Here is a 22,712-nt window from a genome sequence, read left to right as displayed (position 1 = left end):
CTGTCGTATTGTCGGCCTGTGCCCGATCCCGTGAAGAGCCGCGCCCGCACAGCCGCGCCCTCTGCTTCCTCTGCGCCCCTCAAGACCAAGGCCGAGAAGCGCGCCGAGGCCAAGGCGGCCAAAGCACGCGCCCGCGCGCGGCAGAAGCGCCAGCAGGTGCTGACGATCGTCGGCGCCGCGGCGGTCGTGCTGGCTCTGATCGTCGGGCTGGTCGTCTGGATCGGCAGCTCGTCGTCGTCAACACCGGACGCGGCCGCCGCGAGCGCGACCGCCGACCCGACCGCCACCGCTTCTTCCGCGGCCGAGTCGGCCGCGGCGTTCCCGCCGGTCCCCGCGGGCGCCGACCCGGCCCTGAGCAAGAAGCCGGTCGTGACCAAAGGCACCGGCACGGTCAGCAAGCTCAAGACGACCACCCTGATCCAGGGCACCGGCGCGGCGGTCCAGTCCGGCCAGACCATCAACGTGAACTACGTGGGCGTGACCTACGCCGACGGCAAGGAGTTCGACTCGTCCTGGAGCCGCTCCGAGCCGTTCAGCTTCCAGATCGGCGCCGGCGGCGTCATCAAGGGCTGGGACCAGGGCCTGCTGGACGTCAAGGTGGGCAGCCGGGTCCAGCTCGACATCCCCGCCGACCTGGCCTACGGCGACAACCCGACCGGCGGCCAGCCGGCCGGCACCCTCCGCTTCGTGGTCGACGTCCTCTCCGCCGCCTAACCGTCCCCGGTCGAGCGCTGCTCCCATTTCATCTGGGTGGTGCGGCGCTGCATGGCCTCGAGGTCGAACCGCGGGTCGCCCTCCAGATGGAAGACCGCCTTGAGGGTGGCCGGGTCGTACTTCACCGTGACCACGTCGGCCTCGGACGGCTTCCGCTCGATGATGTAGAACCGCTCGCGCACCTCGGTCCGGAACGGCGCCCCGCCCTCCGGCCGAACCTCCAGCGTGTAGTCGTACTTCATCCAGCTGCCGTTGCCGCCCATGGTCGACGCCTCCCGGACCGACAGCACCAGCGCTGGGGCGGTGAGGCCACGCTTGCGGATACGGCGCTCGTCGAACATCTCAGGACCCCACTTCGTTGTCGCGGGCCGCGATGGCCAGAGCGATGAACTCACGAAACTCCGCGAACTGCGCCGCGGTCATCTTCCAGCGGCGCCCACCGGTGATGTCGTTGGCGCCGTACGCCCGCCCGAGCCGAACCTTGAACCCGTCGCCGTGCGGCTGCCCATCGACCCGGAGAAACGCCACGTGGTAGCGCAGGCTCTCCTCGGTGTCCCGGTGAAAGATCTCCAGCACCCGCCCATCCAGCACCAGAATCTGGTTGTCGAAGGCAAACTCCGTCGGCATGTTCCCCTCCGCGCCCGGATCTTGATAGCGCCTACAGTCTTGGTCCACCCCCCGCGCCGCACCACCGGACGTACGGCCGATGGCGGCGTCTTCCCACAAGCTCTTCTTCAGGTACGCCCCACCCCAGTCCCGTGGCACTCAGTCCCGCTAGCTGCAACCCACCCTCCGCGCGCCCGCTGCGGGCGGGCCCGCCCCTCGCGCCGACCACCGGCCCCAACCTGGCGGCGCTCAGAACCTCGGGCATGTCGACTTCCGGTTCGGAGCGAACAGCGGATCCTCAAGATCGCAAGCTCGGGGTGCACCCTCGGCGCGGAACGGGGCGGCGACCTTTAGGTTGGGCAGGTGACACGGATTTCGCGGTTTGCCGCTCTGCTTGTCCTGGCCGCCGGCCTTCTGCTGCCAGGGGTGGCCTGGGCGCAGGCGCCTGAGCGGCTCGCCGGGCAGGTCACTGACCAGGCCGGGGTGCTCGAGGACCGGGCGGCGGTCGACGACGCGCTCGGCAAGCTGCAGGCGGACACCGGGATTCAGTTGTTCGTGGTGCTTGTCGACTCGTTCGACGGCACGCCGGCGCAGGACTGGACCGACGAGACGGCCCGGCTCAGCGATCTCGGGGACCGCGACGCGCTGCTGGCCGTCGCTACCGGCGACCGGGCGTACGCCTACTCGTTCCCGGACGACTCCCGGCTGACCGACAGCGAGCTCAGCGACGTCGCCGCCAACGACATCGAGCCGGCCCTGGCGAAGAGCGACTGGTCAGCCGCGGTGATCGCCGCGGCCCAGGGTTATCACAAGGCGGCCGGGGCCGGGAGCAGTCTCACCTGGGTGGTCGTGCTGATCCTGCTGGTCATCGTGGTGGCCCTGGGCTGGGTCTTCGTGCGGCGCCGGCGGGCCGCCCGGTCGACGGCCCCGGCCCCCGCGCAGCCGGCCCGGCCGAGCCTGGCCGAGCTGACCGACCAGGCCAACGCGCTGCTGATCGAGCTCGACGACGACCTGCGGGCCAGCGAGCGCGAGCTGGAACTGGCCGCCGGTCAGTACGGCGCGGCCGCGGCCGGGCCCTTCCGTGCGGCGCTCGACGCCTCCCGCCAGGACGTGGCCGAGGCGTTCCGGCTGCGGATGACGCTCGACGAGGTGCCGGCCCCGGACGAGGCCACCCGCCGCCGCACGCTGGCCCAGATCATCGAGCGCTGCCAGGCCGCCGACGCCCGCCTCGACGCGGAGTCCGAGGCCTTCGACCGGCTGCGCGACCTGGAGGGCCACGCCGCCGAGGTGGCCGACGAACTCGACCGGCGCCGCGCGGCCCTGGAGGCCGCGTTGCCCGCGGCCACAACCACCATTCAAGATCTCCTTGCCCGGTACGCGGGCAGCGCAGTCACCGCCATCACCGCCAACGTCGACCAGGCCCGCGAGCGCCTGACCTTCGCCGCCTCCGCACTGACCCAGGCCCGCACCGACCTGGCCGCCGCCGCATCACCGCAAGCCCCGGAGACTCCGAGTGGCGACCCGGCCGCGGTTCCCGGTGGGGATCGGGCCGAGGCGGCGCTCGCGGTTCGGGCTGCGGAGCAGGCGGTGGACCAGGCCGATCAGCTGATCGCGGCGGTCAACCGGGCCGCCACCGACCTCCCGGCCGCGCGGGTCGCCGCGGATGCGCTGATCGCCGAGGTGACGGCCGAGATCGCCGCGGCGCGGGCCGTGCTGAACGGAGGCGGCACGGTCCCGGCCGGCCTGGCTGCCGCGGTGTCCGGCGGCGAGCAGGCCGTGGCCGAGGTGCGGGCGGGATTGGCCGCCGCCCAGCCCGACCCGGTCGCCGCGGTCGCCCGGCTGCAAGCTGCCGACGCGGCCCTCGATGATGCCCTGGACGCGGCCCGCGACACGGCCGAGCGCGACGCCCGGGCCCGGAGTCTGCTCGCCCAGGCGCTGCCGGTGGCCCGGGGCGAGGTGGCGGCGGCCAACGATTTCATCACCACCCGCCGCGGTGCGGTGGACGCCGGCGCCCGCGCCTCACTGTCCGAGGCCCAGCGGCATCTGGCCCTGGCCGAGAGCCTGGCCGCGTCCAACCCGGGCGCCGCGCTGACCGAGGCCCAGCAGGCGCAGCAGCTCGCCGCCAGCGCCGGCCGGGTAGCCCGCACCGACGTGCAGAGCTGGGGCGGCGGAGGGGGCGGCGGCTACGGACGCCCGGGCGGCGGCTTCGATGCCGGCTCGTTCGCCGGCGCGGTGCTGGGCGGCATCCTGTCCGGCGCCGCCCGCTCCGGCCATGGGGGCGGCGGCGGAAGTTGGGGCGGAGGCGGCTTCGGCGGCAGCGCTTCCCGAGGCCGCCGAACCGGCGGCGGTGGCGGCGGCGTAGGTGGCGGCCGCCGAGGCGGCGGCGGCCGCTTCTAGGACAGCCCCGGTCAGGGCAGCAGCTGGTCCAGGGACGGGGTCTTTTTGAAGATGCCGTCCTTGTGGCCCAGCTGGGCGACCTTCTCCAGCGACGCCCGGTTGATGTTCTCCGGCCAGCTGGGCAGGATCATGCTGATCCGCACGGTGTCGTTGATCGGCGTGTAGGTGCCGACGGTGTCGCGGACCTCTTCGGGGTGCGCCGCCGCGTAGTCGAGCGACTCCCGGATCGCCGCCGTGAAGTCGGCGACCAGCTTGGGGTTCTGCCCGATGGTCGCCTGGCTGGTGAAGTACAGCGCGACCGTCAGGTCGGCCGCGGTGTCCACGAAGTTGGACGCGACGACGTTGCCGCCCGAGGTGAGGATCTCGGACAGCTGGGGTTCGACCACCCAGGCCGCGTCGACCTTTCCGCTGCGCAGCGCCCCGGCCATCTGCGGGAACGGGATCGCCTCGAAGCTGAGGGAGCTGGCGTCGCCGCCGGCCTTGCGCACCGACTGGCGGACCGTGGTGTCGCCGATGTTCTTCAGGATGTTGACGCCGATCTTCTTGCCGACCAGGTCTTTCGCCGTCCGGATCGGACTGCCGTCGCGCACCACCACGGCCGAGAAGTCGCGGCCGGACCGGCCGGTGGAGGCCACCCCGCTGGCCACGGCCTTGAGCGGAGCGCCGTCCGACTGGGCCGCCATCAGCGAGGTCACGTTGCTGAAGCCGAACTGGTACTTCCCGGCGAGCACACCCTTGACGATGGGCCCGCCGCCCTGCTCGGCGGTGAGGTTGAGGTCGATGCCGCGCTTGCTGAAGAAACCTTTGGCCTTACCCAGGTAAATCGGGGCGACGTCGATGATCGCGATGACCCCGACGTCCACTTTGGTGCTGCCGGCCGGCGCGCTGTCGGCCTTGGCCTTCGAGGTGCAGGCCGAGGTCGCGAGCAGCGTCGCGAGCACGGCGAAGGCAGCGAGGGTTCGACGCATGACCACTCCTGGATTTGTTGATGCCGCGCGAACCCTATTCCGATCTTCCTCGGAGCGCGACTACCAGAATGGCTAATGGTTAGCAGACCGTTACGCTGCGGGGAACGCGATTCGGGCGACCACACCGGATCCCCGCACGCTGTGCAACGTCAGCGTTCCGCCCTGCGCCTCGCAGATCCGGCGGCTGATGCTGATGCCCAGGCCGAGTCCGGCTTTCTCCTGGCGGCGGGCCTCGTCACAGCGGTAGAAGGCGGTGCCGAGCCGGCTCAGTTCGGTCTCGTCGAGGCCGGGACCCTGGTCGCGGATCTCGATGGTGGGCTGGCCGCTGCCGGCCACCGACAGGATCACCGGGGCGGTCGGTCCGCCGTGGTGCAGGGCATTGTTGACAAGCTGCGACACCGCGATTTCCAGCAGCCGTTGGTCGGCGTTCACCCAGACCGGCTGGCCGGGCAGGTCGAGCAGCACCCGGTTGGCGACCGGACCGAGTTCGGATAGCACCGAGCGCATAGCGTCACGCAGGTCGATCACGCTGCGTTCGCCGATGGGCGCGTGGCGACTCTGATTGACTGCGCGCAACAGGTTGTCGACGGTGCGGCAGAGGCGGTCGGCGTTCCGGCGTACGGCTTCGGCCTGCTTGAGGTATTCGGGGTTGATCGCGTTCGGGTTCTCGGTGAGCATCTCCAGCTGGCCGCGGATGACGGTGAGCGGGGTGCGGACCTCGTGCGAGATCGCCATGACGACCTCGTCCTGGTCGATCGGGACCGGGAGCGGCTGCTGCTCGGTGAGCATGTGCCGCAGCGCGGTCTCGGAGTCGATGCGCTTGGCGATGCGCTCGAGGAGCCGGGTGGTGGTCTCGGCGTCGATCTCGCGCGGGCCCGGGTCGAAGACGCACAGGGCGCCGACGATGTGCCCGTCGTAGTGCAGCGGCGCGGCGGCCAGGAAACGAACGTGCGCGTCGCCGGCGACCAGCGGGTGCTGGGACATCCGGGGGTCGTGCTCGGCGTCGTCGACGGCGATCGCGTGGTCGGCCTCCGACACCATGTCGCAGAGCGAGGCGGCCTTGGGCACCTCGCCGAGGACGGGCATGCCGTGACCGACGGCCACGTGGGCCTCGGTGTCGCCGATGACCTTGAGCGCGGCCATCGGGGCCCGGCAGACGTCCGCCACCATCTCCAGCACTTCGGGAATGTCGGCGACGGCCGCGCGGTACCGGGCCGCGGCGACGTTCTGTGCCTGCGCTTTGCTTATGACGGACGTACTCATTTCGTTTCCTCCCCCGGCGGACTTTCTTGCTGCCAGCGAAAATCGGCAGGCCACCGGGATGGTGGACGGTTCCTATGGAGCAAGCGGGGAGCCATGCGGGTCACCAATCGTGCATGGTTCCATCGGTCAGACGGTTGACCGGCAGGGCGGCCGGCCGGTACGGGAAGGTCGCGGCCAGCGATTCGTCGATGTCGACGCCGAGCCCGGGTTCCTCGGCCGGGTGCAGGTAACCGTCGGCGAAGCGGTACCCGTGCGGGAAGACGGCGTCGGTCTCCGCGGTGTGCGGCATGTACTCCTGCAGCCCGAAGTTGGGGATGGCCAGGTCGAGGTGCAGGGCGGCGGACATGCAGACCGGCGACAGGTCGGTGGCCCCGTGCGACCCGGACCGCACCTGGTAGAGCGCGGCCAGGTCGAAGATCCGCCGCAGGTGGGTGATCCCGCCCGCGTGCACGACGGTGGTGCGGATGTAGTCGATCAGCCGCTCGGAGATCAGCGTCGAGCAGTCGAAGATCGAGTTGAACACCTCCCCCACCGCGAGCGGCGTCGTGGTGTGCTGCCGGATCAGCCGGAACCCGTCCTGCAGCTCGGCCGGAACCGGGTCTTCCATCCAGGTCAGGGCGTACGGCTCCAGTGACTTTCCGAGCCGGGCGGCCTCGATCGGGGTGAGCCGGTGGTGCACGTCGTGCAGGAGTTGCAGGGTGGGCCCGAATTCGTCCCGCACCGCCTCGAAGACCGCGGGGATGTGCGCGAGGTAGTCAGGCGTGGACCACGACGACTCGGTGGCGACCCCAAAGGTGGCCGGTTCATAGGCCGGCCCGGAGGAAATTCCGTAAATGTCCGGAATTCCGGGGACCTCGGCCTGCACCCGCACGGCGCGATAACCCCGGGAGACAAATCCGGCAACCGAGGCCAACACGTCAGAGGTCGACGAACCGCTGGCATGCCCGTACACCTGGACGCCGGACCTCGACCGACCACCCAGCAGTTGGTAAACCGGAAGCCCGGCCACCTTGCCCTTGATGTCCCAGAGGGCGGTGTCGACCGCCGCGATGGCGGTCATCGTGACCGGCCCGCGCCGCCAGTAGGCGCCGCGGTACAGGTATTGCCAGGTGTCCTCGATCCGCGCCGGGTCCCGCCCGATCAGCGCGGGCACCACGTGTTCGGTCAGATAGGCGGCGACCGCGAGCTCACGCCCGTTGAGCGTCGCGTCCCCCACCCCGGTCGTGCCGTCGCTACAGACGATCTTCAGGGTGACGAAGTTGCGCCCGGGACAGGTGACGATCACCCGGGCCTCGACGATCTTCAATCGACATCTTCCTTCACGCGGGCCACCAGCTGGGTCGGATTCACGAAGCGCAACGCCACCACCAGCAACACCAGCATCATCGACGTGTAGATCACGGCCATCGCGTCGACCGACTGCTGCGCCCGGATCCCGGCCGCCGACATCGTGTAGTAGAGCGCCACCACCAGGGTCTGCGAGTCCGGCCCGGCGGTCAGGAAGGTCAGCTCGAACATGCCGACCGTGCGCACCAGCACCAGGATCGACGCGGCCAGGATGCCCGGCACCAGCAGCGGCGCGAGGATCCGGGCGAAGACCTGCCAGGTGCGCGCGCCGCACATCCGCGCGGCGCGTTCGATCGCCGGATCGACCTGCTCGATGAACGGCGTCATGGTCAGGATCACGAACGGGATCGACGGCACCAGATTGGCCAGCACCACCCCGGACATGTTTCCGGCGAAGCCGTACTTGTAGAGCACGGTGGCGAGCGGGATGCCGTAGGTGATCGGCGGCATCAGGATGGGCAGCAGAAACAAAAGATAGAGAAGGCGCCGGCCAGGAAATTTCCTTCTGGCCAAGACATAAGAGGCGGGTACGCCTACGAGCACCGAGATCAGCACGACAAGCATCGACACCTCGATCGTGACGACGAGGACCGCGGGCAGCGTGAATTCGGTCCAAGCCTGCCCGTACCACTGATCGGTCCAGCTCTCCGGGAGCCAGGTGTCGAACCAGCGCCGCCCGAACGAACTGACCAGCACCGACCCGATCACCCCGGCCAGCATCACGAAGAAGAACCCGACCGCACCCCAGACCAACCAGGCCCCGGGGGTGGCCACCAGGCGCCGTTTCATCCCTTGCCTCCCGTCGAGCCGGTGTAGAACAGCGACCGCACGCCCAGCACGGCCGCCACGACCGCGAGCTCGACCACGCCCATCACCACGGCGATCGCGCTGGCCAGCGAATAGTCGTAGGCCTCGTAGGCCGCGTGGTAGGCGGCGATGGAGATGACCCGGGTGGTCCCGGCCGGGTCGCCGACCAGGATCGCCGAGGGGAAGACGCTGAACGCCAGCACGAAGGTCAGGCAGAACGTGGTGGCCAGCCCGGGCGCGAGCAGCGGCAGCGTGATCCGGTGGAAGCGCGGCCACCAACCGGCCCCGAGCGTCGCGGCGGCCCGTTCCAGGGTCGGGTCGATGCCCGAGAGGTAGGAGAGGATCAGCAGGAACGCGAACGGGAACCCGGTGATGACCAGGGAGAAGAACACCCCCCAGTAGTTGTTGGTGAGCCGCAGCGGCGCGTCGACCAGCCCGGCGTCGAGCAGCACCCGGTTGAACCAGCCGGTCGGCCCGAGGAAGTTGAGCAGCCCCTCGGCGGTGAGCACGGTGCCGAGCGTGATCGGCACCACGAGCAGCGTGGTGAGCAGCCGTTTCCCGCGGAAGCGGCCGCGCATCCGGTAGGCGATCGGCACCGAGGCGGCGACGTTCAGGAAGGCGGCCGGCAGCGCGAGCTGGAGGGTGGTCCAGATGGTGTCGCGCTGATAGGCGTCCTCGAAGAAGGTCCGGTACGCCCCCAGGCCGCCCTGGAAGGACAGCCCCATGCCGTACGCGAACGGGTAGACGAACAGGATCAGCACCGCGAGCAGGGCCGGCAGCAGGAGCAGCAGTTGCCGGTCGACACCGCGTTCGGCGAGCCGGTGCCGCAGCGCGGTCTTCTCCGTCATGCCGGAAACACCAGGACCCGGGCCGGATCGGCGACCACCGTGATCCGGTCGCCGGGCGTCGGCCGTTCCACCGCCCGCAGGTGCAGCATCGTGCCCTGCGCGGTGCGCGCCTCCACGGCCAGTTCCCGCCCCTGATACTCGACGACCTCCACGGTGACCGGCACCCCGTCCGGCCCGACCTGCAGATCCTCGGGTCGGACGGCGGCGACCACCTCATCGCCCACGGCGAGCGTGCCCACCCCCGTACCCCTAAGAGTCAGACCGGCTCCCTCGACGGTGACCACCGCCGGGGTCACCGCGGTGACCGTCATCGGCAGCAGGTTGCGGTAGCCCATGAAGTCGGCCACGTGCCGGTTGGCGGGACGGGTGTGCAGCTCCTCCGGGGTGCCGATCTGCTGGACCCGGCCGTCCCGCAGCACCACCAGGCGGTCGGCCATGGACAGCGCCTCCTCCTGGTCGTGGGTCACGTAGACGGTGGTCAGGCCCAAGCTCTGGTGCAGCCGGCGGATCTCGGTGCGCATCTCCAGGCGCAGCTTGGCGTCCAGGTTGGACAGCGGCTCGTCCATCAGCACCAGCGACGGTTCGAGCACCACCGCGCGGGCGATGGCGACCCGCTGCTGCTGCCCGCCGGAGAGCTGGCCGGGCAGCTTGCCGGCGTGCTCCTCGAGCTGGACCAGCTTGATCGCCTCGTCGGTGCGGCGGCGCACCTCGGCCCGGGGCAGCCGCCGCATCTGCAGGCCGAACGCGATGTTCCGGCGCACCGACAGGTGCGGGAAGAGCGCGTAGCTCTGGAACACCATGCCGAAGCCGCGCCGCTCCGGCGGTAGCGTGTCGAGGCGCACGTCGTCCTGCCAGATGCTGCCCTCGGACAGCGGGAGCAGGCCGGCCAGGCAGTTCAGCGCGGTCGACTTGCCGCAGCCGGAGGGGCCGAGCAGGGCGATGAACTCGCCCTGCTCGACATCAAGGCTCAGACCGCTCAGCGCGTCCTTGCCCCCGAACCGCCGGGTCACCCCGTCAAGGCGAAGCCAGGTCACTTCTTCACCTTCGCGCCGCCGATCTCGCGGTCCCACTTGTCGAACGCGGCGACCAGCGCCTTCGCGTCCAGCGGCACCTCGAGCGGGTTACTGGCGATGAGCTGCTCGTACTCCGGGCGGCCGTACTCGCCGATGGCCTGCTGGCTCTCCTGCGGGGCCATCGACAGCGGCACGTCCTTGATCGCCGGGCCCGGGTAGAAGTAGCCCTTGTCGTACGCCTTGGCCTGCTGCGCCGGAGTGAGCATGTCCTTGAGCAGGTTGAGGACGGCGGCCTGCTTCTCGACGTCGACGCCCTTGGGGATGACCGCGTAGTGCGCGTCGGTGACCCAGTGGAAGCCCTGCAGGGTGCCGACCGCGGCCTCCTTGGGCACGGTGCCGAGCACCCGCGGGTTGATGTCCCACCCGGTCGTACTGGCGATGACCTTCGCCGAGCCGTTGGCCAGGTTCTTCATCGTCTCGCTGGTGGTGGACGGGTAGAGCGTCACGTACTTGTTCAGCTCGGCCAGATAGGCCCAGGTCTTGGCCCAGCCGTTGACCGGATCCTTCGGATCGCTGTCCCCCAGGAGATAGGGCAGACCCATCAGAAACGTACGGCCGGGGCCGGAGTTGGCCGGCCGCGCGTACTGAACCGCGCCCGGGTTGGCCTTGGCGAACGCGAGCAGTTCCTCGGCCGACTTGGGTGGGGTGGCGACCTTGGCCGGCAGGTATTCGATGAGCGGCCCGGACGGGTAGTAGGTGACCGTGACCCCGAAGTCGCCGGCCAGCTTCTGCATGGCCGCCGCTCCCGGCAGGTAGTCGCTCATCCCGGGCAGCCGGCTCGCGTAGGTGGGCAGCAGCGGCGTCCACAGCCCCTGGTCGATGCCGGCGGCCAGCCCGTCCACGCCGGTCAGCACCAGGTCGATGTCGACCCGGCCGGCGGCCTGCTGGGCCTTGACCTTGCCGACCAGCTCGGGCGCGGTGGCTTTGGAGTAGGTGACCTTGCCGATCTGGTCACCGTTCTTGCCGACGAACTCGTCGATCATCCCCTGGGTCAGCTGCAGGTCACCGGCCACGTCGAGGATGTTGATGGTCACGGCCTTGCCCGGTTTCTCGGGCACCGGGCCGTCGGTCTTGCCGCTGGATCCGCCCGGTTTGTCGGGCGCACCGCAGGCAGCGATCAGGAGAGTGAGGGCGAGGGCAGCGGCTTTCTTGGACATGTTCGACACCCTTTCGGCGGCAGGAGCGGGGGTCAGTCGGTGGCGGTCCCGGGCGGGCCGGTGGAGGCGCGGACCATCAGCTGGGTGGGCAGCTCGCGGCGGGCCGCCGGGGAGCGGTCCGGCTCGGCCAGGAGTTGCAGGAGCAGGTCGACCGCGGCGCGACCGGCCTGCTCCTTGGGCAGGGCGACGGTGGTGAGGGCGGGATGGACCATGGCGGCCAGCGGGATGTCGTCGAAGCCGAGCACGCTCAGGTCGCCGGGCACCGCGATGCCGCGGGCCGTGAAGCGGTTGAGCAGACCGAGCGCGACCAGGTCGTTGTAGGCGATCACCGCGGTCACGGCGGCCGCCAGCACCTGGTCGGCGGCGGCCACCCCACCCTCGAACTGCGGCGCCACGTTGCCGATCTCGACCAGCTCGGCGCCGGCCGCGGCGACGACCGTGCGGGCCGAGCGGGCCCGCTCGCGGTTGGCCCAGGAGCTGCGCGGGCCGGCCACGTAGGCGATCCGGCGGTGGCCCAGCGCGGTGAGGTGGCTGACCGCCTGGCGCATGCCGTCGAGGAGCTCGGGAATCACCGACGGCACCCGGGCCAGCCGGCGGTTGACAAGCACCATCGGGGTGTCCCCGACCAGGGTGCGCAGCTCGTCGTCGGTCATCCGGGGTGAGCACAGCAGCAGCCCGTCGACCTGCTTGGACAGCTTGCGCACCAGGCCGATCTCGGCGGCCGAATCTTCGTCGGTGTCGGCCAGGAAGACCGCGTAGTCGGCCTCGTGCGCACGCGCCTGCACGCCCTTGACCACGCTGGGGAAGAACGGGTTGCCCAGGTCGGGCACGAGCAGGCCGAGGTTGCCGGTGCGGCCGGTGATCAGGCCGCGGGCGGCCCGGTTGGGGTGGTAGCCGAGGCTCTCGGCGGTGCGGCGGACCCGATCGCGGGTCTCCGGGTGGACCAGCGCCGGCATGGTGAGCGCACGGGTGACGGTCGACGCCGAGACGCCGGCCGCGCGGGCCACATCCTTGATCGTCACCGCCATTGCCGACCTCTTTCGTCGTCGGTTAACGGCTAGTTTGAAATCCATTTCGGACAGATGTCAAGGCATCGACGTTGATCGTTTTCAGAATCGATGAAAACGTTGGCGATCTCTGTTTTTGATCAAAAAAAGATGGGCCACGCCGGTCGGCGTGGCCCATCTCTCGGGACGATCAGGCGGCGTACTTCTCCACCAGGCCGCCGACGGCCGGGATGGCCGCCTCGATGTGCTTCTCGGCGCTGCCGCGCACCGCCTTGTAGGCCTTGACGATCACCGGCTTGTCCGAGTCCTTGGCCATGTCGTCGGTGACCTTCAGCAGGGCCGGGCCGACCTCGTCCTGACGCTTGACCAGGTAGTCACCGAAGGTGCCGCCGCCGGCCGCCTGGAAGTCGCTCCAGAACGGCTGCAGCTGGCTCAGCATGTTCGGCACCATGAGCTCGACGGTCTGCGCGTAGTAACCGGGCGCGAACGAGGTGACCGCCTTGTAGGCCAGCTTCACCGCAGCCGCCGAGACGCCGGACTTGTTGGCGAGCTCGGACTCGACCAGGGCCTGGGCGTCCGCCGTGATCGCCTTCAGCGCGCCGTCTACCTGCAGAATGTCGGAAAGGTTGGAGTACATAGAGATTTAGGCTCCTTTAGTGCCGATTAACCCGCCGCCAGGTTTTCGCTCGGCTGGGAGAGTAGTCCGGATTACTGAGTTGATCTTCAGCTGGGGTGGCCGTCCTGGCTGACCGTCCGTCTGCTTTAGGTGGCCCGTGTCGCCGCTTACCGCCGCCGGTCATCCGCATCTGCGGAACGCCCGCGCCGCAGTCCCACCAGAACAGCCGAACCCAGAAGTACCACTGGTACCAGGGCGGCGGCCCAGCGCACGGTCGCGAGCAGGGCCGCACCGGCCGCCGCCCCCGCCACCAGGGCCCCCAGCTGCCGCAACGCCGGCCCGAGCGAACCCCGGCGCCCAGCGCGAAGCCGATGGTCACCAGGTTGCCGGTGACGATGCTGGCGAACGCACCACCCAGCACGGTGAGAGCGAGCAGGTCGACCGACCCGGCCGTCGCGGCCAGCGCCATCGCCCGCCCGGAGGTCACGCTCATCGGAAGCGGGCCACCGAGAGGGCGTGCGGGACGGCGCCACCGGTGACCGATCCGGCCGCCATCCGGGCCAGGGCGGGGGCGATCTGGATGCCGTAACCGCCCTGGCCGGCCACCCAGAACAGGCCCGGGGCGGCCGGGTCGGGGCCGGCCACCGGCTTGCGGTCGGGCGCGAACGTGCGCAGCCCGGCCCAGGCCGTGACCACCGAGCGCAGGCCGAGCGTGGTCGCCTCGTTGACGCGTTCGACGGCCAGGGCCACGTCCAGGTCGTCGGGCCGCGCGTCGCAGGGCTCGCTCGGCGTCTCGTCGGCCGGTGACACCAGCACCCCGGCCCCTTCGGGCCGGAAGTAGAACGTCTCGCCCAGGTCGGCGACCAGCGGCCAGCCGCGATCCACCCCGGTGGCCCGGGCCACCGCCGCGGTCCGGCGCAGCGGTCGCATGCCCAATGGGGGTACGCCGAGGGCCGCCGCGACCCGGTCGGCCCAGGCACCGGCCGCGTTGACCACCGCCGCCGCGCTGACCGGCCCGGCCGCCGTGTCCAGCACCCACCGGCCGCTCTCCTGGCGCCCGCCGCGCAGGGCCGCGTCGACAAGCACGGTGGCCCCGCGCCGCCTGGCCCCGCCCAGGTAGAACTGGTGCAGGCCGAGCACGTCGATCTCCGACGCGTTCTCCTCCAGCAGCGCCCCGGCCATCCAGTCGGCCCGCAGTGCCGAGCAGCGCGCGACCGCCTCGGCCGGGCTCAGCGGCACCAGCTCCGGCTGCGCGGCGACCAGCGCCGACAGCTCGGCCAGCTGGTCGCCGGGCGCCACCCAGAGCAGCGACCGCGGGCTGAGCAGGCCACCCGCCTCGTCGAAGCGGGCCCGGCTGGCCGCGGTCAGCGCCCGCACCTCCGGCCCGCCGTAGCTCTCCAGGAACATCGCGGCCGACCGCCCGGTGGTGTGGTAGGCGGGCTGGCTCTCCTGCTCCAGCAGCACCACCGCGTGCTCACCGGCCAGCTCGTAAGCGACGGACACCCCGGCCATGCCGGCACCGATCACCACCACATCCGCTTCGATCACCATGGTCACATTCTGCTGCGCCGCGAAGGCTCATCCGATCGTCAGGTCGGGCCGATCAGATCTTTAGAGGCTTTCGGCGAGGGGCGGCAACGTGGTGTCACGGTGGTTCAGCAACCTCCGGGTACGCAGCAAGATCCTCGCGGCGGTGCTGATCGCCTCGGTCATCGTCGCCGTGGCCACCGTGCTGGCCGTGCAGCGGATGGGCGAGATGGACGAGCGCCTGGTCGAGATCCGCGAGACCAACGTCACCAACCTCAACCTGCTCGGCGACATGCGCGGCGCCCAGTCGCAGATGAACCGCTGGGCGGCCACCGCGACGGAGAACGCCGCGAGTGCCGAGGCCAAGGCGGCCGCCGCCGAGGTGCAGGCGGCCGCGGTGGCCGACCTGGGTGACGCACTCGAGATCTACCGCTCGCAGCCGAAGAGCACGACGGCCGAGACGACGTTCGCCGGCTTCATCGACTACTGGGAGCAGTTCACCGCAGCCCTGGACGACGCCAAGGCCGGCCGCGCGCCGACCGCCGACCTGGACGCCGTGCTGACCGGCATGGAGAGCACGGTCAGCGCGCTGGCCGACGAGGAGGAGGCGAGCGCCGACGCGGCCGTGAAGAAGGCCCGCGAGCGCTACACGGCGGCCCGCGCCGAGGTGCTGACCACGCTCGCCGTCGCGATGCTGATCGGCATCCTGGTCGCGCTGCTGGTGGCGCGGTCGATCACCCGGCGGCTGCGGGTGGTCGCCGACGCGATGGAGGCGGTGGCGACCGGCGACCTGACCGGCGAGATCGACGTGCGCGGCCGGGACGAGATCGGCACCATGGCCGGTTCGGTCAACAAGGCCACCACCTCGGTGCGCGAGACGGTCACCGCGCTGGCCGAGGGCGCCGCCACGCTGGCCCGCAGCTCGGCCGACCTGTCGGCGGTGACCGACGGGGTGGCCACCAGCGCCGCGGTGGTCGCGGACGGCGCGAGCGCGGCCAACGGCTCGGCCGAGGAGGTGTCCCGCAACCTGCAGACGGTGGCGGCCGGCGCCGACGAGATGGCCCTGTCCATCCACGAGATCTCCCGCAGCACCACCGAGGGCGCGCAGGTCACCGCGGAGGCGGTGGCGGTGGTCGCGGACACCGCCGACACCGTCGGCAAGCTCGGCGCCAGCTCGCAGGAGATCGGCGAGGTGGTCAAGGTGATCACCGCGATCGCCGAGCAGACCAACCTGCTGGCCCTGAACGCGACGATCGAAGCGGCCCGGGCCGGTGACATGGGCAAGGGCTTCGCGGTGGTGGCCGGCGAGGTGAAGGACCTGGCCCAGGAGACGGCCAAGGCGACCGGTGACATCTCGGCGCGGGTGCTGGCGATCCAGGCCGACACCCGCAACGCGGTCGAGGCGATCACCCGGATCAGCGAGGTGATCGAGCGGATCAACGCGCTGCAGACCACCATCGCGTCGGCGGTCGAGGAGCAGACCGCGACCACGGCCGAGATGAACCGGAACGTGGCCACGGCCGCGACCGGCGCGGTGCGGATCGCCGGGAACGTGGCGCACGTGTCCGGCGCGGCCGGGGACAGCAACCGCAGCGTGCTCGCCGGCCAGCAGGCCGCGGCGGACCTGGCCGCACTGGCCGGCGATCTGCAGAAGCTAGTAGGCCGATTCAGCTATCGCTGACGGTCCACGCTTGGCGAGCGCCCGGCGTGAACCGTCCGGGAAGAAGCCGGACTTGGTCAGGGCCAGGGTGTAGATGCCGTGCGCGGCGGCGTCGCCCAGCTCGGCGAGCGCCTTCGTGCTCACGTTGGTGATGGTGTCGCAGGCCTTGTGGTAGCAGGGGTCGTAGATGACGCCGGCGGTCCCGCCGTACACCTCGGCCTCGGCTTGGGTTTTAACTCCGTCCGAACCGCTGGAGACACCGCCGGCCGGAATGCCCACCGCGATGAACGGGCCGTAGTCGGAGCGGCCGTTGAACTCCTTCTCGCCGCTGGCGAGGCCCTGCGCGGTGAAGTAGTCGTGGAAGATCGTCTCGATCTCGCCGGAGCCGGGCGGGCCGGAGGTGCCCGGGAAGGCCGAGCCGTCGCCGTCGTAGGCGAAGCGCACGTAGTTGGGCGAGCCGACCATGTCGAAGTTCAGGTTCGCGAAGATCTTGGCGAGGTCGGCGTCGGGCAGGGTGTCTACGTAGTGCTCCGAGCCGAGCAGGCCGCCCTCCTCGGCGCCCCAGAACGCGAACCGGATCTTCTGGCGGGGCTTGACCTTCAGCGCGGAGAGCTGCTTGGCGGTCTCCAGGATAGTGGAGAGGCCGCTGCCGTTGTCGTTGATGCCCGGCCCGTCGACCACCGAGTCGAGGTGGGCACCGACCACCAGCACCTTGTCGGGGTCGCCGCCGGGCGTCTCGGCCAGGATGTTGCTGGTCTTCGCGGTCAGGTCGGTCTCGGTGGAGGTACTGACCCGCACGCTGACCGGCCCGGCCTGGGCCGCGGTCACCAGGGCGGCGCCGTCGGCGTAGCTGAGCCCGATGATCGGCACGCCGAAGACCTGGCCGAGGTCGCCGGTGACCAGCGCGGTCCGCCCGGTCTGGCCCTCGTTGAAGATGATCACCGCGTCGTAACCGGCCGCGATCGCGTTGGTGGCCTTGATCGCGAACGTGCAGGTGCCGCGCTGGATCAGGGCCACCGCCGGGGCGTCGCCGGCCGGCGGGAAGTCGCTCGCCTCGCACCCGGAGGTGACGCCGGGCGTGGCCGGCGGCGGCACCTGGACGTCGGTGGTCGGCACCAGGGTGCCGGTGACCGTGCCGCTGCCGGAGTAGGTGAACGTGTCGGTGGCGTAGGTCGTCGCGGCCGGCGACGTCTGGGCCAGGGTGGCCGGCGCCAGGTCGCGGAAGAACGGGAAGGTGAACTCCTGCTCGCTCACCCGGTAACCGGCGGCGCGCAGGGTGTCCTTCACGTAGGTGGCGGAGGCGGTGAAGCCGGTGGTGCCGGACGCCCGGGTGCCGCCGTTCTGATTCGCGATGCGCTGGAGGACGCGCTCGTGGCCGAGGATGCCGTTGACCGTCACGGCGTCCCGGAGCTTCTTGCTATTGATCTTGTCGACGGCTTCCGCGGGGGTGGCCGCGAGGCCGATGAGTAACAGGGCCGCTGCGGGTATCGCTGCCTTGCGCACGAATCCTCCTGTGTCGACGGCGGAACGGTCCCCCGCTGTGGCGGAGGACCGTTCGCGCAGCATATCGACGTGCATCGAATTAGGCGACGGTGCAGACGTTCCCGTTCATCGAGAAGCCGGTCGGCGCCGGGTTGCTGCCGGTCCAGGAGCCGAGGAAGCCGAAGGACGCCGAACCACCGGGGGGCACCACGCCGTTCCAGGACGCGTTGAAGACGGCCACCGCGTTCTGATTCTGCGTCACCGAGCCGTTCCACAGCTGGGTAATCGTCTGACCGGCGGTGAACTGCCAGTTCAACCGCCAGGTGGCGTACGACGCGGTGCCGGTGTTGGTGAGCTTCACGTCGCCCTGGAAGCCACCCTGCCAGCTACCGGTCACCCGGTAGGTGACCGAGCAGGAGTTGGCTCCGGACGACGCGCTCGGGCTGGGCGAGTCGGTCGGGTTGCCGGTGCTGGAACTGGACGGCGAGACCGTGGGCGACGTCGGGGCCGTGGTCGTCGTGCCGATCTTGGTGGGATCCACCACCCCCCAGTACGCCGACTTGGCCTGCAACGTGGTGTCGAACAGCAGTGGCGCGTCCTTGCGGCTCACCGGGTAGGTGTCCAGCCAGGTGTTGTCGTCGGCCAGGCCCCACAGCGTCACCGAGGAGATCGCCGACGCGTACTTGCGGAACAGCGCGAACATGTCCCGGTACTTGTACGCCTGGGACAGCAGCCGGTCGGCCGGCGGCGTCGGGAAGGTCTCCGAGCTGGACGTGTAGATGCTGACGTCCATCTCGGTGATCTGCTGGGTGACGCCGAGCGGCACGAACTTCTGGATCATCGCCTCGGTGTCGGCCACCGTCGGCCAGCTCACGTTGATGTGCATCTGGTGCCCGACGCAGTCGATCGGGATGCCCTCGCCTTTGAGCGTGGCGACCAGGTTGTAGAGGAAGTCGCGCTTGGCGGCCACGTTGGTGTTGTAGTCGTTGATGCACAGCTTCGCGTTCGGCAGCACCTCGCGGGCCACCTTGAAGGCCGTCCGGATGTAGTCCAGCCCGGCGATGTTGTACCAGGAACTGCGCCGGTTGCCGTCCGACTGGGACTCGTCGATCACCTCGTTGACCACGTCCCAGGTGCCGATCGAGCTGCCGTAGTGGCCGCCCACGTTGCGGATGTGGTTGGTCAGCCGGGACAGCAGCAGCGTCTTGTCGTCGGCGGTGCCGGTCATCGCGGTGCCGTCGGCTCGCTGGAAAACCCAGGCCGGTGTCTGGTTGTGCCACACGAACGTGTGACCCCGGATGGCGAGACCGTTCGCCTTGGCGTACGTGATCAGCGGGTCGGCCTGGGTGTAGTTGAAGGTGTTCTCGGTGGGCTCGGTGGCGTCCCACTTGAGGGCGTTGCCCGGGGTGACCGAGTTGAAGTGCTTGCTCAGCAGTTGCCCGTGCTCGTTGAGGATCTCGGCGCCGGTGATCGCGGCCCCGACCGGGAACTCGGTGACCACGCTCTTGACGTTCGGGATGTCGGTCTGGATCGGCACGGCCGGGGTGTAGCTGACCGTCACGTCATCGAGGAAGAGCGACCCGGTGGTGGACGCGGTCTCGACGTAGAACGACAGGTAGTCGACGTCGGTGGAGAGCGTGTACCGGCCGGTCAGATTGACCCAGCCGCCGTTGGTGACGGCGGTGTTGCCGACCACGGTCTCGTAGTTGGCGACGGTGGCCAGCCGACGCTCGACGCTGAGCCGGGCGTTGTCCGAGCCGTCGGCCATCCGCACCCACACCGAGATGGTGTACGAGGTGCCCTTCACGAACGTGCTGAGCACGTTGAGCGCGGGCCCGTTCCAGGTGGCGGTGCGGCCGGTGACGCTGAGGCTGCGGGTGCCGTCGTGCGCCTGCGCGGTGCTCGCGGCGAGGACCTCGGCGTTGCGCCCGGTGAAGCCCTGGACGGTGCCGTCCTCGAAGTCCTTGCTGATGACGGTGACGGGGGCGGGGGTGTCGGCCGCGTCCGCATGGGTCGCGACAGCGATCGCGGCGGCGGAGACCGCGATCAGGGTGGTGGCTACGGTCAGCCGCGCGAGAGCGCGCATCTGCGGGCTCCTTCTGGGGGTGGGTGTACGCGGAGGCAATAATTGACGGACATCGTTACATGGGAGCGCTCCCAAGACAATGCCGACGGGTTACGCGCCTACCACCCTGTTAATAACGGCGACATCAACCGAGGGATCGGTGCCGCGACACAGGAGGTCATGACCGCCCTTCGGCCGACCTCATCTCGCGCTGGCGTAGTGAGCTATCGCCAAGAGGAGTCCGACAGTGCCGGCGAATGCACCTCCGCCAGTGAGGATCGCGGCCGGGATGTTGTTGCCGCCGGCATGCGACAACAGCCCCGCGGCTCCCCCGACGATCGCGGCAGCAAACAGCATGAGCAGGACCGACTTCCAGCGGGGCACCTCCGGCCGGTTCGGCGGGAGGTGCGACCCCGCCAGGAGTCGAGGATCCCGCGGCGCCTTTTCAGTCATGACCACCACCAAGAGCTCGGATGCGATTATCCCGAGTGTCTATTCACGGTCTGTGAATTTCCACGGCGATTCACCATGCGTCAGAGGATCTCGCGCATCGAGCGGCGAGATGGCAGACTGCCAGGAAGCAACTTGCTAGCATGCATCCTAATGGCCAGCATTTTCTGCGTGTTGCCTTGACGAACCCCCCAACTTGAATATGGTTCTTCAGTGAATATTTTCTCTCCAGAGTTGCGCAGCAGCCAGGCGGACGACGCTGAACCATCGCTCGCCCCGTTGCGGCCCATAGCCAACCTGTGCTCCGCCGGCGCGTGCCCGACGGTTTATACGAGCGGTTCTGGCACGGTGGTGGTTCAGGGCTACCCCGTTTCGTCGGAACGCGCGGGCGTCGATGTCCCCGAAGGGGAAATGTTGGTGGAGATCCCGCTCGACCTCTTGACGGATGCTGTTCGCAACCTCTCCTGACCGGCCAGCAGCTTTCGCCTCGATACGAAGGGAGTGCCCGGATGCCGAACTCTCTGGGCACTTCCGATGACGAAGATCAGCCCGTCGGCGTCATCCTCGCGCGAATGCGCCGGGCCAAGCGGCTCACCGGTGCTGAGCTCGCTGCCACCGTGGGCATGAGTCAGCCCAAAATATCTCGGATAGAGCGGGGCAAAGGGCTGCCCGACCCGGAGGACGTCGGCGCCATCGCTCGCGCGCTCGGTGCGGACGACGGCCGCACTCAGGCGCTGATGGACCGCGCGGCTCAGCTTCATGACCGGATGACCGACTGGCGGCCCGCATTGGCGGGCCTTGCCGGGCAACAAAAGACAATCAGCGACTGGGAGTCGACCGCTTCCGTAGTGCGCGCCTTCGAGCCGGCATTGGTGCCTGGCCCGTTGCAGACGAGCGGGTACGCGAAAGCCGTCCTCCAGGCATTTCAACGTCTGGTCTCGCCTACCGGCGACCATCTCACCGAATCAGCCCTGCTGGCTGCGGTCTCCGCTCGGGTCAAACGACAGGAAGCCCTGGCCGATCGGTCCAAGTCGTTCCATTTCATAGTCGGCGAGGCCGCCCTGAAAAGGCGAACCTATCCCGCCGTGGAGATGCTGGCCCAGATCAACCACCTACGCGACATCGTGCGACGACACGCCAACGTGAAGATCATGGTGGTGCCGGACGGCGCCGAGATCGAGATCCCCACATTGCATGGATTCGCACTTTTCGATGACAACCTTGTGCTTGTGGATCTTTACAACACGGGGCTCATTTCTCGCAGTCGCCAGGACATCGAGAGCTATCGCCAGGTGTTTGCCATGTTCGAGGAGCACGCCACCGAGATCGAGCCTTTGCTCGACGACTACGAGGCGCTCTACATCGACGCGCTGCGGAAGCCCCAACGCGACTGACTATCAGCGTCAACTACGTCCGGCGCTCACCGGACCGCGTCCACGCGGAAGCGCGCGACCACGCCGTTGAGGCTGGCGGCCAGGGCCGACAGGTCGGCTGCGGCCTGCCGGGTCGAGGTCGCGCCGCCGGCGGTCTGCGCCGCGGTCGCGGCCACCAGGCCGATCGACTGGTTGATCGCGTCGGCGCCGTGCGCGGCGTCGTCGAACAGCCGGCTCAGCTCGTTGGTGGTCGCGGTCTGCTCCTCGACCGCGCCGGCGATGCTGGCCTGGTACTGGTTGATCTCGTTGATCACGTCGGCGATCCGGCCGATCGCCTCGATCGCGGCACCGGTGTCGCCCTGGATGGTCAGGATCCGGTTGCCGATGTCCTCGGTCGCCCGGGTGGTGTTCTGGGCCAGGTCCTTGACCTCGCTGGCCACCACGGCGAAGCCCTTGCCGAGCTCGCCGGCGCGGGCCGCCTCGATGGTCGCGTTCAGGGCGAGCAGGTTGGTCTGCTCGGCGATCGCGGTGATCAGCTTGATCACGTTGCCGATCTCGTCGGTCGAGGCGGACAGCTTGGACATCGCGTTGGTGGTCTCCTGGGCGGTGGTGACCGCACCCATCGCGATCTGGGCGACCGTGGTGGTGTTCCCGGAGATCTCCCGGATCGCCGCGGTCATCTGCTCGGCGCCCTGCGCGGCCTCGCGGACCCGCTCGCTGACCAGGATGCTGGAGTCGGAGACCGTACCGGCCTGGCCGGAGGTCTCCCCCGAGGACGCGTCGACGTCCTGGCTGATCACGGTGAGCCGCTCGGCCGACTCGGTCAGCTGGCGGGCGCCGCCCGCGATGTCGCGGATCGCTTCCCGGATGTCGGCGACCGCGTTGTTGAGCGCCGACGACATCTGGGCGATCTCGTCCTTGCCGCGCACCGGGACGTCGACGGTGTAGTCGCGCTGGGCGACCCGGCGCAGGGCGTCGACCGCGGTGCCCAGCGGCCGGATGATGTTGCGCCCGACCAGGTAGCCGAAGATCGCGAGGATCAGCACGCCGGCCGCCAGGGCCCCGCCGAAGATCCACTTGACCTTCTTGATCAGGCCGGCCCGGTACTTCGCGGCCGCCGTCGCCTCGGCGTCGACGGTGGTGGAGGCCTTGGCGAGCTCCGCCGAGAAGGCCGCGTAGGCGGCGTAGAGGTCGCCGCCGATCTTGAAGAGGGTGGCGGCCGGGACGGTGGTGAGCAGTTGCTGCTGCATCGACTGGGCCGAGCCGGTGAACGAGCCCCAGGAGGTGTCCAGCGCGTCGACCGTGGCCGCGTCGGCCTGCCCGAGCGACTTCTTCTGCAGCTCGGCCATGAC

General features: G+C 69.8%; 21 protein-coding genes. 5 read left to right on the top strand and 16 right to left on the bottom strand.

Annotated features, from left to right (window positions below):
* Positions 1 to 18 precede the first annotated feature (18 nt).
* Positions 19 to 714 (top strand): FKBP-type peptidyl-prolyl cis-trans isomerase, encoded by a 696-nt coding sequence (locus Ate02nite_RS21230; RefSeq protein WP_239147566.1) that lies wholly within the window; start codon positions 19 to 21, stop codon positions 712 to 714.
* Here the strand turns inward: Ate02nite_RS21230 and Ate02nite_RS21225 are convergent.
* Positions 711 to 1,055, bottom strand: coding sequence for a hypothetical protein (locus Ate02nite_RS21225; RefSeq protein ID WP_203808189.1), 345 nt, complete (start codon positions 1,053 to 1,055; stop codon positions 711 to 713). The genes Ate02nite_RS21230 and Ate02nite_RS21225 overlap by 4 nt on opposite strands.
* A gap of 1 nt (position 1,056) precedes the next feature.
* The gene (locus tag Ate02nite_RS21220) at positions 1,057 to 1,341 is read right to left on the bottom strand and encodes a hypothetical protein (RefSeq protein WP_203808187.1); all 285 of its coding nucleotides are present in this window, start codon (positions 1,339 to 1,341) and stop codon (positions 1,057 to 1,059) included.
* A gap of 342 nt (positions 1,342 to 1,683) precedes the next feature.
* Between Ate02nite_RS21220 and Ate02nite_RS49470 the strand changes: the two genes are divergently transcribed.
* Positions 1,684 to 3,717, top strand: coding sequence for a TPM domain-containing protein (locus tag Ate02nite_RS49470; RefSeq protein ID WP_275422937.1), 2,034 nt, complete (start codon positions 1,684 to 1,686; stop codon positions 3,715 to 3,717).
* Positions 3,718 to 3,728: 11 nt separating this feature from the next.
* On the opposite strand, the gene Ate02nite_RS21210 is transcribed toward Ate02nite_RS49470, so the two are convergent.
* The 11 genes from Ate02nite_RS21210 to Ate02nite_RS21160 all read right to left on the bottom strand — a co-directional run bounded on the left by Ate02nite_RS21210 (position 3,729) and on the right by Ate02nite_RS21160 (position 14,354).
* Complete coding sequence (locus Ate02nite_RS21210) at positions 3,729 to 4,685, bottom strand: ABC transporter substrate-binding protein (RefSeq protein WP_203808185.1); 957 nt, start codon at positions 4,683 to 4,685, stop codon at positions 3,729 to 3,731.
* A gap of 90 nt (positions 4,686 to 4,775) precedes the next feature.
* Entirely contained in the window at positions 4,776 to 5,948 is a 1,173-nt protein-coding gene (locus Ate02nite_RS21205; protein ID WP_203808183.1) for a GAF domain-containing sensor histidine kinase, read from the bottom strand.
* Between the two features lie 100 nt (positions 5,949 to 6,048).
* Positions 6,049 to 7,254: a D-mannonate dehydratase ManD gene (gene manD, locus Ate02nite_RS21200; protein WP_203808181.1), complete on the bottom strand. Its 1,206-nt coding sequence runs from the start codon at positions 7,252 to 7,254 to the stop codon at positions 6,049 to 6,051.
* Entirely contained in the window at positions 7,251 to 8,084 is an 834-nt protein-coding gene (locus Ate02nite_RS21195; protein ID WP_203808179.1) for an ABC transporter permease, read from the bottom strand. Before Ate02nite_RS21195 ends, manD begins: the two co-directional genes overlap by 4 nt.
* Positions 8,081 to 8,950 carry an ABC transporter permease gene (locus Ate02nite_RS21190; RefSeq protein WP_203808177.1) on the bottom strand — a complete coding sequence of 290 codons (870 nt, stop codon included), beginning with the start codon at positions 8,948 to 8,950 and terminating at the stop codon, positions 8,081 to 8,083. The genes Ate02nite_RS21195 and Ate02nite_RS21190 overlap by 4 nt, the downstream gene beginning before the upstream one ends.
* Positions 8,947 to 9,984 carry an ABC transporter ATP-binding protein gene (locus tag Ate02nite_RS21185; protein WP_203808175.1) on the bottom strand — a complete coding sequence of 346 codons (1,038 nt, stop codon included), beginning with the start codon at positions 9,982 to 9,984 and terminating at the stop codon, positions 8,947 to 8,949. The genes Ate02nite_RS21190 and Ate02nite_RS21185 overlap by 4 nt, the downstream gene beginning before the upstream one ends.
* A complete protein-coding gene (locus tag Ate02nite_RS21180; protein WP_203808173.1) occupies positions 9,981 to 11,180 on the bottom strand; it encodes an ABC transporter substrate-binding protein in 1,200 nt (399 codons plus the stop codon). Before Ate02nite_RS21180 ends, Ate02nite_RS21185 begins: the two co-directional genes overlap by 4 nt.
* 32 nt (positions 11,181 to 11,212) lie before the next feature.
* Positions 11,213 to 12,208 carry a LacI family DNA-binding transcriptional regulator gene (locus Ate02nite_RS21175; RefSeq protein WP_203808171.1) on the bottom strand — a complete coding sequence of 332 codons (996 nt, stop codon included), beginning with the start codon at positions 12,206 to 12,208 and terminating at the stop codon, positions 11,213 to 11,215.
* Between the two features lie 169 nt (positions 12,209 to 12,377).
* On the bottom strand, positions 12,378 to 12,824 hold the full coding sequence (locus Ate02nite_RS21170) for a DUF6918 family protein (protein WP_203808169.1): 447 nt from the start codon (positions 12,822 to 12,824) through the stop codon (positions 12,378 to 12,380).
* Positions 12,825 to 12,840: 16 nt separating this feature from the next.
* On the bottom strand, positions 12,841 to 13,296 hold the full coding sequence (locus Ate02nite_RS21165) for a DUF1275 family protein (RefSeq protein WP_203808167.1): 456 nt from the start codon (positions 13,294 to 13,296) through the stop codon (positions 12,841 to 12,843).
* Positions 13,293 to 14,354: an NAD(P)/FAD-dependent oxidoreductase gene (locus Ate02nite_RS21160; protein ID WP_203808165.1), complete on the bottom strand. Its 1,062-nt coding sequence runs from the start codon at positions 14,352 to 14,354 to the stop codon at positions 13,293 to 13,295. The genes Ate02nite_RS21165 and Ate02nite_RS21160 overlap by 4 nt, the downstream gene beginning before the upstream one ends.
* An 88-nt stretch (positions 14,355 to 14,442) precedes the next feature.
* Here Ate02nite_RS21160 and Ate02nite_RS21155 point away from each other — a divergent pair, with 88 nt between their 5' ends.
* Positions 14,443 to 16,011 (top strand): methyl-accepting chemotaxis protein, encoded by a 1,569-nt coding sequence (locus Ate02nite_RS21155; RefSeq protein WP_203808163.1) that lies wholly within the window; start codon positions 14,443 to 14,445, stop codon positions 16,009 to 16,011.
* On the opposite strand, the gene Ate02nite_RS21150 is transcribed toward Ate02nite_RS21155, so the two are convergent.
* Entirely contained in the window at positions 15,985 to 17,493 is a 1,509-nt protein-coding gene (locus Ate02nite_RS21150; RefSeq protein ID WP_203808161.1) for a M20/M25/M40 family metallo-hydrolase, read from the bottom strand. The genes Ate02nite_RS21155 and Ate02nite_RS21150 overlap by 27 nt on opposite strands.
* A 79-nt stretch (positions 17,494 to 17,572) precedes the next feature.
* Complete coding sequence (locus tag Ate02nite_RS21145; RefSeq protein WP_203808159.1) at positions 17,573 to 19,558, bottom strand: endo-1,4-beta-xylanase; 1,986 nt, start codon at positions 19,556 to 19,558, stop codon at positions 17,573 to 17,575.
* 642 nt (positions 19,559 to 20,200) lie between these two features.
* Between Ate02nite_RS21145 and Ate02nite_RS21140 the strand changes: the two genes are divergently transcribed.
* Both Ate02nite_RS21140 and Ate02nite_RS21135 read left to right on the top strand, forming a co-directional pair.
* Positions 20,201 to 20,455, top strand: a complete 255-nt coding sequence (locus Ate02nite_RS21140) for a hypothetical protein (RefSeq protein WP_239147565.1) — start codon at positions 20,201 to 20,203, stop codon at positions 20,453 to 20,455.
* Positions 20,456 to 20,496: 41 nt separating this feature from the next.
* Positions 20,497 to 21,381, top strand: coding sequence for a helix-turn-helix domain-containing protein (locus tag Ate02nite_RS21135; protein WP_203808157.1), 885 nt, complete (start codon positions 20,497 to 20,499; stop codon positions 21,379 to 21,381).
* 26 nt (positions 21,382 to 21,407) lie between these two features.
* Here Ate02nite_RS21135 and Ate02nite_RS21130 read toward each other — a convergent pair whose 3' ends face one another.
* A complete protein-coding gene (locus tag Ate02nite_RS21130) occupies positions 21,408 to 22,709 on the bottom strand; it encodes a methyl-accepting chemotaxis protein (protein ID WP_203808155.1) in 1,302 nt (433 codons plus the stop codon).
* Between the last annotated feature and the right edge of the window lie 3 nt (positions 22,710 to 22,712).

The sequence above is a fragment of the Paractinoplanes tereljensis genome (assembly GCF_016862435.1).
In the GTDB taxonomy this organism is placed as follows: Bacteria; Actinomycetota; Actinomycetes; order Mycobacteriales; family Micromonosporaceae; genus Actinoplanes; species Actinoplanes tereljensis.
Note: the sequence above shows the minus strand (reverse complement) of the source record. Positions and strands in the feature narration are given on the sequence as shown.